11 protein-coding genes are annotated in these 14958 nt (G+C 69.5%); 9 read left to right on the top strand and 2 right to left on the bottom strand.

Features of this window, described 5'->3' with window-relative positions; translation table 11 throughout:
- Positions 1–63 precede the first annotated feature (63 nt).
- Together FEK34_RS26645 and FEK34_RS26640 are read right to left on the bottom strand one after the other, a co-directional pair.
- On the bottom strand, positions 64–1041 hold the full coding sequence (locus FEK34_RS26645; RefSeq protein ID WP_138452200.1) for a TRM11 family SAM-dependent methyltransferase: 978 nt from the start codon (positions 1039–1041) through the stop codon (positions 64–66).
- Positions 1042–1096: 55 nt separating this feature from the next.
- The gene (locus tag FEK34_RS26640) at positions 1097–1789 is read right to left on the bottom strand and encodes a hypothetical protein (RefSeq protein ID WP_138452199.1); all 693 of its coding nucleotides are present in this window, start codon (positions 1787–1789) and stop codon (positions 1097–1099) included.
- Between the two features lie 423 nt (positions 1790–2212).
- Here FEK34_RS26640 and FEK34_RS26635 point away from each other — a divergent pair, with 423 nt between their 5' ends.
- From FEK34_RS26635 to FEK34_RS26595, 9 genes are all read left to right on the top strand, one after another.
- Complete coding sequence (locus FEK34_RS26635; protein WP_138452198.1) at positions 2213–3142, top strand: hypothetical protein; 930 nt, start codon at positions 2213–2215, stop codon at positions 3140–3142.
- 38 nt (positions 3143–3180) lie between these two features.
- On the top strand, positions 3181–3522 hold the full coding sequence (locus FEK34_RS26630) for a pilin (RefSeq protein ID WP_138452197.1): 342 nt from the start codon (positions 3181–3183) through the stop codon (positions 3520–3522).
- Positions 3523–3884: 362 nt separating this feature from the next.
- Positions 3885–5402, top strand: coding sequence for a hypothetical protein (locus tag FEK34_RS26625; protein ID WP_138452196.1), 1518 nt, complete (start codon positions 3885–3887; stop codon positions 5400–5402).
- Positions 5399–8410, top strand: coding sequence for a PrgI family protein (locus FEK34_RS26620; RefSeq protein WP_138452195.1), 3012 nt, complete (start codon positions 5399–5401; stop codon positions 8408–8410). Before FEK34_RS26625 ends, FEK34_RS26620 begins: the two co-directional genes overlap by 4 nt.
- The gene (locus FEK34_RS26615; RefSeq protein WP_138452193.1) at positions 8407–10899 is read left to right on the top strand and encodes a type IV secretory system conjugative DNA transfer family protein; all 2493 of its coding nucleotides are present in this window, start codon (positions 8407–8409) and stop codon (positions 10897–10899) included. Before FEK34_RS26620 ends, FEK34_RS26615 begins: the two co-directional genes overlap by 4 nt.
- 34 nt (positions 10900–10933) lie before the next feature.
- Positions 10934–11935 (top strand): replication-relaxation family protein, encoded by a 1002-nt coding sequence (locus tag FEK34_RS26610; RefSeq protein WP_138452191.1) that lies wholly within the window; start codon positions 10934–10936, stop codon positions 11933–11935.
- Entirely contained in the window at positions 11935–12951 is a 1017-nt protein-coding gene (locus FEK34_RS26605; protein ID WP_138452188.1) for a C40 family peptidase, read from the top strand. The genes FEK34_RS26610 and FEK34_RS26605 overlap by 1 nt, the downstream gene beginning before the upstream one ends.
- A 450-nt stretch (positions 12952–13401) precedes the next feature.
- Positions 13402–14040 carry a hypothetical protein gene (locus FEK34_RS26600; RefSeq protein ID WP_138452186.1) on the top strand — a complete coding sequence of 213 codons (639 nt, stop codon included), beginning with the start codon at positions 13402–13404 and terminating at the stop codon, positions 14038–14040.
- Positions 14041–14216: 176 nt separating this feature from the next.
- Positions 14217–14516 carry a hypothetical protein gene (locus FEK34_RS26595; RefSeq protein WP_138452184.1) on the top strand — a complete coding sequence of 100 codons (300 nt, stop codon included), beginning with the start codon at positions 14217–14219 and terminating at the stop codon, positions 14514–14516.
- The last annotated feature ends 442 nt before the right edge of the window (positions 14517–14958 follow it).

Here is a 14958-nt window from a genome sequence, read left to right as displayed (position 1 = left end):
TTCCGACCGGTTACCGCCGTACCCAATACACAAAGACCCGACCAGCGGCGAATGACGATTAGGTCACGCTGCCGCCTCTCCGGCCCCGGAGGCAATGTCTCGAGCCGGGGCGGATTCGACACGGCCACTCAGTTGTACCTGGCTGGCCTCTGTCGCAGGTCGGGCGGTGTGTGCGCGTTGTAGGACGATGACGTCTTCGTGGGCTATGAGGTGTAGAGGTAGCCCGGAGGTGCGTTGTTTGGTGATGAAATCGCGTTGGAAGAAGCTGCTGCGGGCGATGAGGTCGTTGTCGGTGAGGCGGCCGAGTAGGGCGACGCAGCGTTCGACGGGGGTGAGGCCGGCGAGGGTGGCGCAGGTGATGAGGTGGGCGGGGAGGTCGACGAGTTCGGCGTGTTGGCGCCAGGGGCGGGCGGTGATGACGACGTGGCCGCCGGGTCGCAGATACGGGGTGAGGCCGGTAAGGATCCGAGTGAAGCCGGACAGGAGTCGGCCGAGGCCGAGGTTGGCGAGGTTGCCGCGGTCGAGGACGGCGCCGTAGCGGTGGTTGTACTTGTGCACGCCTTCTCCGGCTTTGACTCGGACTTGGCCGTGGGTGGAGTCGCCGTAGGGAGGTGAGGTGATGACGAGGCCGACGCTGTCGCGGTAGTGGTCGGGGATCAGGGTGGAGAGTTTGCGGGCGTCGCCGGTGTAGACGGTGGCGTGGTGGTCGATTCCGTTGTCACGGGCGAGTTCGAGGTTGGTGCGGGCGATGTCGCCCCAGCGGGTTTCGTATTCGACACCGATTGCGCGGCGACCCGCGTGGACGGCTTCGACCAGGGTGGTGCCGATACCGCACATGGGGTCGAGGACGAGGTCGCCGGGGCGGGTGTAGTGGGTGATGGCGTGGGCTGCGACGGCGGGCAGCATTTTGGCGGGGTGGGCGGAGCTGTCGGGGTGATAACGGCCGCGGCGTTGGGCCGCTGGGGAGGTTTGGGCGGTGGTCCAGACCGACACAGGCTGGGTGTTGCGGGTGGCGTCAGCGGGTGCGGGGTTGGTGGTCATGGCGGGCCTTTCTGGCGACGGTTGTCACTCGTCTCCGCGTCGTTGATCCTTCGGTTCAGCGGGCTTGGAGGAAGACCAGGACGTCGGTGTGCACGACCTGATGCCGAGGCGCGGGGCGGGCATCGGGCGGTGGCGGGGTGGGGTCGGGGGTGATGGTGTCGTTGTGGATGGGGGTGGCGACGATGTGGGAGAGATAGAGCAGGTCGCAGGTTTGGGCGGCGTGCACGACGTGGCCGGTGGGGTCGAGGAGGGTGCCGTCGCTGGCGTGGGCGCTGCGGGTGAGCACGGTGAGGACGCCGTCGGCGCGGAGCCGCTGCGCGGCGAGGGCGGCCAGGTGGTCGACGACCTGATCGCCGGGGTGTGCGGGAAGGAGGCTGGCGAGGATGAGGTCGGCGTCCGCGGTCGGTTCGTGTGCCACCGGAGGGGTGTCGCACTCGGTGAAGATCGGCAGGATCGCGGGCTGGCGGCCGAGTGTTTCGAGGGCGCTGTAGGGGCCGGCGTTCGCCGCCGGGGCTCGGTTGTGTGTTCGCGGTCGGTGGTCTGCGTTGATCGGGGTGGCGAGCAGGATCCGGTCGCCGGCTCGGCTGAACTCGGTGGCCGCGCGCCTCACGATCGGCGCGGGCCATCGGTCGGTGCGGTCGATGGGGTCGGGTCCAGCAGCCCAGATGGTCGACGGGACCGGCTGCCTGCGCCGCGCGCCAGTAGTTGTGCTGTGGCGCGGTGACCGAGCCTGTGCGGATGAGGGCATGAGAACGCTCCTGGCATCGAGGAAAGCGGGTGCATCCCTTCGACTCCGACGCAAACGACGGTTTTCAACACCCTGTGGGTGGTGAGCCGGGTGGGCACAGCGGCTCCCTCCTAGTGGGAGGCCGGCGAGGCGGACAACGAGTTCGGCGGCCCGAGTCACACGCTGGTTCCGCGTTCCAATTCCGGTGCGTTGTCGGGCGAGCCGGGATGCCACCGATCGCCACCGTGGCGCCACCGGATCGACACAAGTGCAGGTAGCGGGCACGTGCGCCAGTGATGCGCCGCCGGATTGGGGTGTGGCCACTGCTGGTTGATGTCCGGTTGCGCGGTGGACGGCCCGTGGTTGTTCAGTGGCGTTTCGGTGGCGTGGGTTGTGTGACCTGGTTCGGCCAGATGTTGTTTCTCGCCGATCTAGGGAGCCGAGATGGATGCGTCGTATCGGAGATCGCCCAACCGCTGGGAGGACCGGGCGGAGTCGCCGTTGGGGGTGATGCGGGCGGCGTTCGGCCGGGTGGCCGACGAACCGGTCCCGCCCGGGGTGGCGAGGGTCGGGCGGGCGGTGTCGTGGGGTGAGCTGCGGGAGTTGCTGCTGGATCCGAGCGTGCCGATCGAGGCGGTTGACGCGATTTGGGTGCGGTTGATCGAGCGGTCGCGCCGTGATGGTGGGGCGGCGGTGGTGGCGTGTGTGGGCGTCGCACTGCCGATGCTGGCCGGTCTCACGCGGCGAGTCGCGAAGTCCTGGATGCGCTCGCGCGAGGAAGTCGAAGCGACGGTGGTGGCAGGGTTCGTGGCCGAGTTGGCGCGGGTGGATCTGGGTCGGCCGTTCGTGCTGCACCGCATCGGGTGGGCGACCTACCGATGCGCGCGCGCTTGGGCACTCGCCGATCAGGCCGCGCCTCGTCCGGACGCCGACCTGACCGGCGCAGGCGAACACCACCCGGCCGGACGGCATATCGGGGCCGCGCCGGCCGGGCATCCGGAGCTGGTTCTCGCCGACGCTGTCGCCGAGGGCGTCATCACTCCGAAGGCGGCGGAGCTGATCGCGGCGACCCGGTTGGAGCGGCGGTCACTGACCATGGTCGCCGCCGAGCGCGGCGCCTCCTACAAGGCGCTGCAGCAGGTGCGCCGCCGCGCCGAACGCAAACTCGCCACCTGGCTCACCGATCGCGCCCACGACAGGAGCGAGCTCGTCTCCCCGCCTCCGCACCACGCCGCCGCTCGGCGTGAACGCGGTGGCCGTGACCGGGTGTCGGTGTTGAACACGCACCCGCCTTTCCGTGTCTCGGAGTGCGGGCGTCCTTCGGCGGGCCCCGCGCAACCGGCTGATATGGAGGTGAATCGCCGATGCGCGTAACACGTTCGTCGTTGGAGTTATCGGCTCGGTCCCATCGGATGCTGCGCCGAAGCGCCGGTGTCCTGGCGTTAGCGGGGCCGGCGTGTGTGGTGGGGGTGGTGGTCGCGGGGTCTGCTGGTGCGCAACCGGTGGCGGTGCTGGCGGTGGCGGATTCGTTCGAGGAGGTCCTCAACAATCTCCGCGATTGGCTGGTGGGGATCTTGGCGTTGATCGCGACGGTGTGCCTCACTATCGGTGGCGCGCGCTACCTGATCGCCTCCGGTGACCCCAGCGAGGTGGAGAAGGCCAAGACCGCGCTGCGGGGAGCGTGCATCGGATACGCGCTGGCGATGCTGGCACCGGTGGTCGTCGAGGTCCTGAAGTCGATCGTGGGTGCTTGACCATGGCGCTCAGACCGTTCGGGCCCTCACCACCGCACCACCTCAGGCGGCAGCGTTTCCTGTCGGTAGCCCTCGCTGCCATCGTGATCGTGTTGTGCGGGACCGCGATCGCCGGCGCCCAACCAAACGAGGCACCGCCCGCCCCGGTGCCGACTCCCCCACCGACGTCGACGACCGCTCCACCGTCACCCGTGCCTGCTACCCCACCGCCGGTAACTCCGCTGCCCGGCACCACGGTCCCGACGACTCCCCAATCCCCGACAGCTCCCCGCTTTCCGATCGCACCCACGTCCCCGATATCACCGGATGGTTCGTTCGACTCCGGTGAGCCCGATTGCGGTGTTCGCGATATCGGCGGGTGTGTGCAGCGGGCGATCGATGGGTTCTTCGAGCGGATGGTGGATTCCGCGCTCAATCCGCTGTTGGAGTTGTTGTCGGGGACGCTGCTGACCACCCCGGAGCCGGAGGAGTATCCGCGCATCGGTGAGTTGTGGTCGCAGTCGTGGCAGCTGGTGCTGGTGATGTATGGGCTGCTGGTGATGGCCGGCGGTGTCTTGCTGATGCTGTATGAGGTCGCCCAGACCCGGTGGGGTGTGCGAGAGCTGGTGCCCCGCATCATGGTCGGGTTCATCGCGGGCGCGATGAGCATGACCATCGCGAGCATGGCGATCCGCTTCGCCAACGGCCTGGCCATGGCGCTGGCAGGTGAGGGTGTGGAGCCGGATTCGGCGGGGGTCGCGTTGCGTGAACTCGCCTCGGTCGGCGGCGGCGCGGCGATGGGGTTGTTCAACCTTCTGCTGCGCACCGTGCTCGTGGTCGTGGTGACCGTGCTGCTGATCGTGTACGTGATCCGAGTCACGATCACCGTGGTGCTGATCGTCGCGGCGCCGCTCGCCCTCATGTGCCACGCGCTGCCCGGTCTGGACGGTGTCGCGCGGTGGTGGTGGCGGGCGTTCGCGGCGTGCCTGGCCATCCAGGTCGCGCAGTCACTGGTGCTCGTCACGATGGTGCGGGTGTTGTTGACGCCCGGCGGTTTCGGGTTCTTCGGCGGCAACCGCGACGGCGCGGTGAGTCTGCTGGTCGCATTGGCGTTGATGGTGCTGTTGATCAAGGTGCCGTTCTGGCTGCTGTCCTCGCTCAAACTCAACTCCGGGCGCTCGTTCACCGCGACCATCGTCAAGAGCTACCTCGCCTACAAAACCTTCGGGCTGCTGCGATCGGGAGAGAAAGCGGTGGGCTCCGCGCTGCGGGCGCCGGCACCGCAGCGTCCTCGCGGGCCCGCGCTCGCGCGTCCAGCCGGTCGTGCCGCTCGCGGGCTCACCTCGTCGGATCCGTATGCGCGGGTGCGCGCGACCCGCGATGGGCAGCTGATGTTGCCGTTGGACGGAGTCCACCGAGTACGACGCAGCACAGCACCGCAACCGCCATCCCAGCAGCAGTCACCGGCGCCGGCGGCGCGGCGGCGTGCTCCGGCCGGTCGGCAGTTGGCGTTCGATTTCAGCCCTCCCGATCCGTACACGGGGACGCGGGTGCGCCGTGATGGCCAGTACCAGCTGCCGATTCCCGTGCAACGGGTGCCACGCGCCGCCGCCCAGCCCGCGGCGGAACCTGTGTCGTCGGCTAGGCGGCGTGGTCCGCGGGGCCGCCAGCTGGCCTTCGATTTCGACCCGCCCGACCCCTACGCGCGGGTGCGGGTGGGCCGCGATGGCCAGTACCAGCTGCCGATCCCGGTGCAACGCGTGCCGCGCACAGCACGCCCCACCCCACCGCCGGTGCCGCCGCCAGTTGGTCCGCCGCGCGGGCGGCAGCTGCATCTGCCGTTGCCGAATCTGCCTGTTCCCCGCCGTCACCGGCGCACACCCGGAGGAGGGCCTCGATGACCACCCCGATTCGTATCCCGGCCGATGTCGACCGACGCGACCGCGTCGTCGGCCCGTTCACTGCCCGCCAACTCGCCATCCTCGCCGCCACCGCGACGCTGGGCTACCTCGCATGGACCGCCACACGGCATCTGTTCGGCCCGCTGGTGTTCGTCGCGGCCACGGCTCCGATCGGCACCCTCGTCGCGATGCTGGTGCTCACCACCCGTGACGGGCTCACCGCCGACCGACTGCTGCTGGCCGGAATCCGATACCGGCTGCGCCCCCGCCACCTCATCGCGACGCCCGCTGTCGGCGCGCCGCCGCAGTGGCTGACCGTCAACGCAGCGCGGCGACCGAGAGCGCCTGTCGCGCGAGTGCTGTCGGACCGTGATGCGCGACTGCCGGAGTCGGTCACCGCGTCTGGCGCTGGCGCGGAGGTCGGTGTGGTCAATCTCGGTAACGACGGCCTGGCCGTGGTGGCCGCGGCGGGGACGGTCAATCTGTCACTGTGCACCGCCGAGGAGCAGGAAGCGCTCGTCGGCCAGCTCGGTGGCTGGCTGCACTCGGTGGCCCAGCCGGTGCAGATCCTGATCCGCTCGACACGCCTGGACCTGTCCGGTCACATAACTGGACTTCGCCACGCCTCCGAGGACATGTCGGACCAGCTCGCGGTCACCGCGCACGCCCACGCCGACCACCTAGCCCATCTCGCTGCCACTGAAGACCTGTTGCGCCACCAGGTTCTGCTGGTCTGGCGCGAACCCCTCGACCTCGACACCATGCCCGCCGCCGGGCTCGGCGGACCATCGCCGGCGACAATGCTCGGCTGGTGGTTCTCCCGCCACCGCCCCCATCAGACGGTGACCTCGGCGGCGCGTCGCGCCGCCGAGGCCCGGCTGCTGCGGCGAGTCACCGAAGCCAGAGAGCTGCTGGCACCGCTGGGGATCGCTGTCACCACACTCGACGAACTCCAAGCGAGCGCGGTCCTCGCCGGCGCCTGCAACCCTGGCTCCCTCCTCGCGGCCTCCGCCGACACCGCGCCACCCGATGCCGTCATCACCCGAGGAGACGACACCGGCGCGAAAGTGGCGGAAGTGTTCGCACCGTCGGACACCGACCCCGTTGTCGATGCGGTGGACTCCACTCGTGGTGGCTGGTTCGGGTTGCGGGGACGGGGTTTCCGCCGCGCCGCCGGATCGCGGTTCGCGCCGGGGTCGTTGACGATCGGGGCGCGGCATCTCGAGGTCGGCTCCGATTACCTCGCGACCCTGGCCGTCACCGGGTATCCGCGCGAGGTCGCGCCGGGCTGGGTGTCACCGCTGCTGACCCATCCCGGCCGCATCGACATCGCCGTGCACATCACCCCGGTGGATCCGGCGACCGCCGCCGCCCGTCTTCGCCGCCAGCTCGGACGCCTGGAATCGGCGCGGCTGCACGACGCCGGGCACGGCCGCCTCGCCGACCCGCAGGTCGACGTCGCCGTCGAGGACGCCGCTGATCTGTCCGCGCGGGTCGCGCGCGGCGAGGGCCGCCTCTACAGCGTCGGCATCTACCTGACCGTGCACGCGGGCTCCGAAGCCGAACTCGCCGACGAGATCGCCGCCGTGCGGGCGTTGGCGGCGAGCCTGCTCATCGATACCTGTCCGCTCACCTACCGCGCTGTGCCCGGCTGGACGGCCACGCTGCCGATCGGTGTCGACCCGATAAGGTTGACCCGTACCTTCGACACCGACGCCCTCGCCGCCGGGTTTCCGTTCAACTCCCCGCAGCTGCCCGTCGACGACCCGGTCGCCGCCGCCACCCCGACCGGTGTCCTCTACGGCCGCGACGCCGCCAGCGGCTTGCTGTTCTGGGATCGGTTCGGCCCCGAGCCGCACAACCACAACGCGGTTGTGCTCGCGCGATCCGGGGCAGGCAAGTCCTATCTGGTGAAAGCGGAGATCCTGCGGTCTTTGTATCGGGGGATCGAGGTCATCGCCATCGACCCCGAAGACGAATACCGGCCCCTGGCCGAGGCCGTGGACGCTACCTACCTGCCCCTCGGCGCCCCCGGTGTCCGGATCAACCCGTTCGACCTCGACATCCACACCCTTACAGATGGCCGCCGCACCGCACCCACCGACGCCCTCGTACGCCGCAAGCTGTTCGCCCACACACTCTTTCGCGTCCTGCTCGGCGAACAGAAGCCGGCGCAACGAGCGGTGCTCGACACCGCGTTGACCGCCGCCTACGCCGCGACCGGCATCACCGACGACCCCACCACCTGGACCCAGCCCGCACCGACCTTGACCACGGTGCGTGAGCAGCTGGTCGCCGGCGGGTCGGCCGCCGGGGACGACCTCGCCGCGGCGTTGTCGCCGTATGTCGAGGGTGGGGCGTTCGCCGGGCTGATCGACGGCCCCACCACGACCTCCCCCGACGGGGCGATGGTGGTGTTCTCGCTGCGCGAGCTGCCCGATGAGTTGAAGACGATCGGCACCCTGCTGGCCCTAGATCTCACCTGGCGGCAGGTGTCGAACCCGGCAACGCGGCGACCTCGACTGGTGACCGTCGACGAGGCGTGGTGGCTGATGCGCCAGCCCGCCGGCGCGGAATTCCTGCTGCGCGCGGCGAAGTCGTTCCGCAAATACTGGGCCGGGCTCACCATCGCCACCCAGGACATCGACGACATCCTCAGCAGCGACCTCGGCAAGGCGATCGTCTCCAACGCCGCCACCCAGATCCTGCTGCGCCAAGCCCCGCAAGCCATCGACGACATCACGGCCGCGTTCTCCCTCTCCGACGGCGAACGCCAATTCCTGCTCACCGCCGCACGCGGGCACGGACTGCTCGCCACCGGCACCCACCGCAGCGTCTTCGCAACCCTCGCCTGTCCCCTCGAACACGACCTCATCACCAGCGACCCCAGCGAAATCGCCGCGCACACACCCGCAAACACCGGCCAGAACACCGAGGTCTACCTCGAGACGACCAGGGCCGGTGACGCCGGGGCCGGGTTCATCGAGCTGCAGGACGAGAACCGATGAGCGCCGCAGAGAACCCGTCGCAGGGCTGGCTGTCTCGGCTGCTGACCGACCCGGGCACCGCGCTCGGTGTGCTCACCGAACCGGGTGCGCTGCTGCGTGCGCTTGTGGAACCGGGCGCGCTGATCGGGCTCGCGGGTGTGGCGGTGGCCGTGCTCGCGGTGATCCAGTTGGTCGATCGCCTGCGATTGGCGCGGCTGTCTCGCAACGCGCGGGAAGTGGTGGTGCTGGCTCCGCCGACGGTCGATCCGGCGGGGGCGGTGGCGTTGTGGTCGCACCTGGTCGGCCTGCTGCGGCCGCGCTGGCGTCGACGCGTGCTCGGGCAGCCCCATCTGGGGATCGAATACACCATCACCCCAGACGTGGGCGTGCGAATTCTTCTCTGGGTGCCCGGCACGATCCCGCCGGGGCTGGTGGAGCGGGCGGTGGAATCGGCCTGGCCGGGCGCGCGGACCCGCACCGTTCCCGCCCGACCGCCGCTACCAGGCCCCGATGCCGGGCACCGGCGTGTACTGGCCGGTGGCGAGTTGCGGCTGGCCCGCCCCGAATCGTTGCCCATCCGCATCGATTACGCCGGGGGTGACCCGGTGCGCGACCTCATCGCCGCTGCCGGCGACCTCGATCCCGGCCACGCCGCCTGCGTGCAGATCCTCGCGCGCCCGATCGCCGGCCGTCGCGTCCGCCGCCTCACCGCGACGGGCGGCGGGACCACGACCAGGGTGCTGGTCGAGTTGCTGGACCTGCTCACCCCAGGACCGACCCGGCGAGCCCCGCGCCGCGCCCCTTCGTCGAGTCCGGCCGCGGATAAGCAGGCCGCGCTGGAGGTGAGTGCCCGGACCCGGGCGGCGGCGAACAAGGCGCGCGGCTCGCACTGGGACACCGTCGTCCGCTACGCCGTCGCCGCCATGGTCCCCGCCGACGCCGACCGCGCCACTCTCACCCACGAGCGCGCGGTCGTGCGCGGTCGGGCGCACGCGGTGGCGGCGGTGTTCGGGTCGGCCACCGATCACAACTACTACCGCCGCCACCGCCGACCCCACCTCGCCACCGTTCTCGACCGACGCTGGCTGCGGCGCGGGGACCTGCTGTCGGTCCCGGAATTGGCCGGGATCGCGCACCTGCCGCACGGTTCCGGAATCCCCGGCCTACAACGCGCCGGAGCGCGCGCGGTGGCGCCGGTCGCGGAGATCGCCACTGCCGGTTCGCACACCAAACCGCTCGGTGTCGCCGACACCGGCACCGGGCGACCAGTCGCGGTTCGGGTCGCGGACGCCCGTCATCACCTGCACGTCCTCGGCGCCACCGGTGTCGGCAAGTCCACCCTGCTCGCGCAGCTGATCCTCGACGACGCCGAGCGTGAGCGCGGGCTGGTGGTCGTCGACCCCAAGGGCGATCTGATCACCGACATCCTCGACCGGCTCCCCGCTCGCCACGCCGACCGCGTGGTGCTCTTCGACGCCGACTCCCGCACCCGGCCACCGTGTTTGAACCCGCTCGACACCCGCGACGCCGACATCGATCTCGCCGTGGACAACCTGGTCACGATCTTTCACCGCATCTACTCCCAGCACTGGGGCCCACGCACCGACGACGTCCTGCGCGCGAGCCTGCTCACCCTGTGCGCCCAACCCGGCGTCGCCACCCTCGCCGACCTGCCCCGACTGCTGCTTGAAGAACCCACCCGCGCCCGCCTCACCCGCACCATCAAAGACCCCGTCCTGCAAGGGTTCTGGACCAGCTACGACGAGATGGGTGAGGCCACCCGCGCCCAAACCATCGCCCCACTACTCAACAAACTCAGAGCTTTCCTGCTGCGGCCCTTCGTCAAAGCCGCGATCGCCGCCGGCCCCTCCACAGTCGACCTCGCCCACGTCCTCGACCACGGCGGCATCTGCCTGGCCCGACTCCCCAAAGGATCTCTCGGCGAGGAAACCGCGCGCCTGGTCGGGTCCCTGCTCGTCGCACGCACCTGGCAAGCCACCACCGCCCGCACCCGCCACCCCGGCACCGCACGCGCGGACGCAAGCCTGATCCTGGACGAGGCGCACAACTTCCTCAACCTCTCCACCCCGGTCGAGGACATGCTCGCCGAGGCCCGCGGCCTGCGCCTATCCCTCACCCTGGCCCACCAAAACCTCGGACAACTCTCCCGCGAACTGCGGGAGGGCATTTCAGCCAACGCCCGCAACAAGATCATCTTCTCAGCCGCCCCCGACGACGCCCGCGACCTGGCACGTCACACCGAACCCTGGCTGTCCAGCCACGACCTGGCCAACCTCGACGCCTTCCACGCCGCCGCCCGCCTCCTCGTCCACGGCCAACAAACCCCACCCTTCACCCTCACCACCCGTCCCCTGTCCGACCCGGTACCCGGCAACGCCCGCACCATCCGCAGCACCCAACGCAACCGCCACCAAGCCGCCACGGCGACCACCAAAACCGCTGCGCCACAGCCAGCGAGGCAGCGGCGCAGCGATCCGCGCCAGCGGTGATACCCACTCGCGTGTGGAAGGGAGAACCGCCTCCATGATCAACCGCCCCGCCCGTCAGACAAGCATGCGCCCGGCCCGCCGATCCGGCACCATCCCGGCCGCCGAACACGCCGCGCTGGCCACGCGGCTCACCCACCGGGACCGGTGGATCCTGCGGATGCTGCACGAGCACCGCGTCCTGACCACCCCGCAACTGGCCATCCTTGCGTTCCCGACCCTCAAGATCGCCCGCCGCCGCCTGCTCCTGCTGCACCACGCCGGCGTCGTCGACCGATTCCGACCCTTCCGCGCGGCCGGAAGCGCGCCCGCGCACTGGGTGCTGGCCCCGGCCGGAGCCGCCGTGCTGGCCGCCGAGATCGGCGTCGACGTCCGCGATCTCGCCTATCGTTCCGAGCGCGCCGTCGCCATCGCTCACAGCCTCCACTTGGCCCACACCGTCGGCGTCAACGACTGGTTCACCAGCCTCGCCGCCAACCACCACCACGACAGCCGACTCACTATCTGGTGGTCGGAAACCCGCTGCCAGCGCCTCTGGGGCGACCTCGCCCGCCCCGACGGCTACGGCCGCTACACCCACCGCGGCCACACCCTCGACTTCTTCCTCGAATATGACCTCGGCAGCGAGAACACCAGCCAAGTCACCCGCAAACTCCACGGCTACGCCGAACTCGCCCGCACCACCGGCATCACCACACCACTACTCATCTGGACCCCGACGACCGAGCGGGAAGCCCACCTCCGCCAGGCCTTCACAACTACCCACCGCGACCTCCCCGAGCCAGACACCGTCCCGGTCGCCACCGCGGCCGCCGACCTCCTCCACCCCATAAGCCCGCCCACCAATCCCGCCGACCGCGTCTGGCTGCCACTCGAATCCGCCGGGACCACGAGGCTGCGGCCACACCAACTGGCCACCGTCTGGCCCCACCTCACCACCAGCGCGTCACCACAGGACACCGGCGAGACTCCGACACCCGCCGGACACCGTCCGCTGCCCGCTCCCCCGCCGCTACCGCCGCGCGGCGAGTCGCTGTGATGCTGAAAGTCCTTGCCGCGGGGTGCTCCGCGGTCGGGTTCGCGGTGGTCGTCATCGCCTCGGTCGTCGCCACCGTCGTCGTATTCGACCACAACAGCGGTCCCCTCGCCCCGCCCACCGCGGGAAGTGGTTCCACGAGTGCTCCAAGTCCCGACGCCGTCTCCGACATCCCTCCCGAGATGCTGGTGCTCTACCAACGAGCCGCCGACGTCTGTCCCGGCCTGGACTGGTCGGTGCTCGCCTCGATCGGCAAGATCGAAACAGACCACGGCCGCGCCCAGCTCCCCGGCGTCGCCTCCGGGGAGAACTTCGCCGGGGCCGGCGGGCCGATGCAGTTCCTCGCGCTAACTTTCGAGCAGGTCGTAACCCGTCATGCGATGCCGCCCGGTGGCGCGAGCCCGCCCTCGCGGTACAACCCCAGCGACGCGGTCCACGCCGCCGCCTACTACCTGTGCGACTCCGGCGCACCCGCCGACATGTACCGCGCGATCTGGGCTTACAACAACGCTGACTGGTACGTCCGCCAAGTCCTCGACCAAGCCCGCCGCTACGCCACACCCGCACCCCCGAAACAGCATCCCGGCGCCGGCGACTGCGCCACTATCCATGCCGCGCCCACCGCCGCGACGGTTCTCCGTTTCGCCTGCGACCAACTCGGCATGCCGTACGTGTGGGGCGGCAACGGGCCCGTCGACGGCGGCTGGGACTGCTCGGGCCTCACCAAAGCCGCCTACGCAGTCGCCGGAATCAGCCTCCCCCGCGTCGCCCACGACCAATACCACGCCACCACCCCCATCCCCGACGACCAACTCCAACCCGGCGACCTCGTCTTCTACGGCACCGCGGGCAACCTTCACCACGTCGGCATCTACCTCGGCGCCGGAAAAATGATCAACGCACCCACCTTCGGACAACCCGTCCAGATCGCCGACTACCGCCGGGAAGGCGACCAGTACTACGGCGCCACAAGACCTCTCCTCGCCCCGACGACACCCAACGAGAACCAGCACCTGTAGCCCGCCACCCCCTGCAACGCCGCGAGCACCAGACACGGTCGCTGCGGCCCCATGGCACACAGCAGAACGTGAACCCCGACTCTGCGTTGACCAGGTGAGCATTTCTTCATCGGACAGATTTCCGAAGAAATGAAGCACGCCAGCACCCGGAGCTGACAACGACGAGCCAGCAACCCGACCGACACCCACGTTGTCTTGATAGAACAAAATCCACTGTGCACGAATACATCCAGAGAATGACAGCCGGCGTGGGCGTTCACCAATTTCTCAGCGCTGACCAGCCCATTCCCAGCTGCGCCGCGGGATTCTTCCCATTCAGCTTGACATTCCACGCCGTATCGAGCGTCCATGAATAAGGGAACCCACTGACCGGCACCCGCCGGAATCACGGGGTAACCGTCCCGGCCGGGACATGACCACCCAAACCACTCGAATGGCTGAGGAGCCGTCATGTCCACACCCACGATCGACACCACAACCACCACCGCGCCGCCCGAACTGCGCACCGACACCGAGACAGCGCTCTGGAATGCGCTGACCACCAACCCTGGCCAAACCGCCGCCGAACTGGCGAAAGCCGCCGGAATCGGCGGGTCGACCGCCCGGAAAACGCTGGCGCGCTGGGCCGCCGACCATCACGTCCGCCGTGAATCCAGCCCCGACCCTCGCAGCGCCGACACATGGTCGGCCACCCCCAGCCCAACCGACGATGTCGACGCCGCTCAGCCCGAACCCGCCTCCGAGCTCGCGGAACAGAGCGACACCGGCGGCACCGGCACTGACGAGGCTGCTGACGAGACCGACGGTGCCGCACAGGAACCCGAGCAAACGGAGCCAAAACCCGACGAAGCGGAGCCGACGGTCGCTGAGGACGGAGACGGCAAGCCGGACAAGTTGCCGCCGGGCGGACTGCGCGGGCAGGTCGAGGACTATCTGCGTGATCATCCCGGGGAATCGTTCACCCCGCACCAGATCGGCAAAGCGCTCGAACGCTCCTCCGGCGCGGTACACAACGCCCTGGTCAAGCTCGCCGCCAACGGCGTCGCCGTCCAAACCAACGACGCCCCCAAGAAGTTCGCGCTCGAGTAGCGGCGGAACACCGGGGCGACGAGCCAACGACCGGATCGGGAAGGACCACAGTGATTCTTCCCGATCCGATCAAGACAACCCATCTGCACTCCCCCCGGCTCTTAGGAATACGGGCCGGGCAGCACAACGGAAATTCACGACATTCGCGAGAGGGTTTGACCATGTTCGATAATGCGATGGCAGCGTGCGAGATCGCGGAGACCGCTACGCACCCATACCGCGTCATCACCGAACCCGTGCCCTACTGGGACGACCTGCTACTGACCGTCTACGCCATCACCACCGCCGGGGAACGGATCCGCGTCGGCGCAGTCCGCTCCGAGGACGGTAAACGGTGGCGCTGGCTCGACAAGGCCAGCGAACTGCCCATCGGTACCGAATTCCCCTCGGCCACCGACGCCGCCGACACCATGGTCGCCGACTTCTACGCGGCGTGGAATGGTGCGCCTGCGAACCAGGCCACGCCCGCCATCTAATAGCCGAACCCGCGCCAAACGTACCCGGCGACCGGCAATCCGGCGCCGGGTACGTTTCGCGTACCCGCGAATCGAGGCATCAGGTCCCGCAGCCCGCCCCAGGACGGCAGCGTTTGCCGCACCTAGTTAGGGCTACCGGACTGGTGTGCCCCTGCAATCTTTCCCGCACCGCGATGCGAGCCTGGCGTTCACTCACACGCCCACACCAAGCGAGTCCAGCTCTCTACCGCGCGGCCCGGCTTCGGATGTCGCATGCCGACCGACACAGCCCGGCGCCTGGGCTCCCTGGTGCCAGGCAGCACTGGGGGGTAAGCCACCCCACACCATGTGATGCCCATCACACGATGGAACCGTTTCGGCATCCAGCTCGTCCAACCTTGGTGAATCGAGCTGAAAACAATTGATACAGGGGCAAAGACAGCTCCCGGATACGACGAGCTGC

The sequence above is a fragment of the Nocardia cyriacigeorgica genome, from assembly GCF_005863245.1.
Taxonomy (GTDB): domain Bacteria; phylum Actinomycetota; class Actinomycetes; order Mycobacteriales; family Mycobacteriaceae; genus Nocardia; species Nocardia cyriacigeorgica_C.
This window is presented reverse-complemented; position numbering and strand designations above follow the sequence as displayed.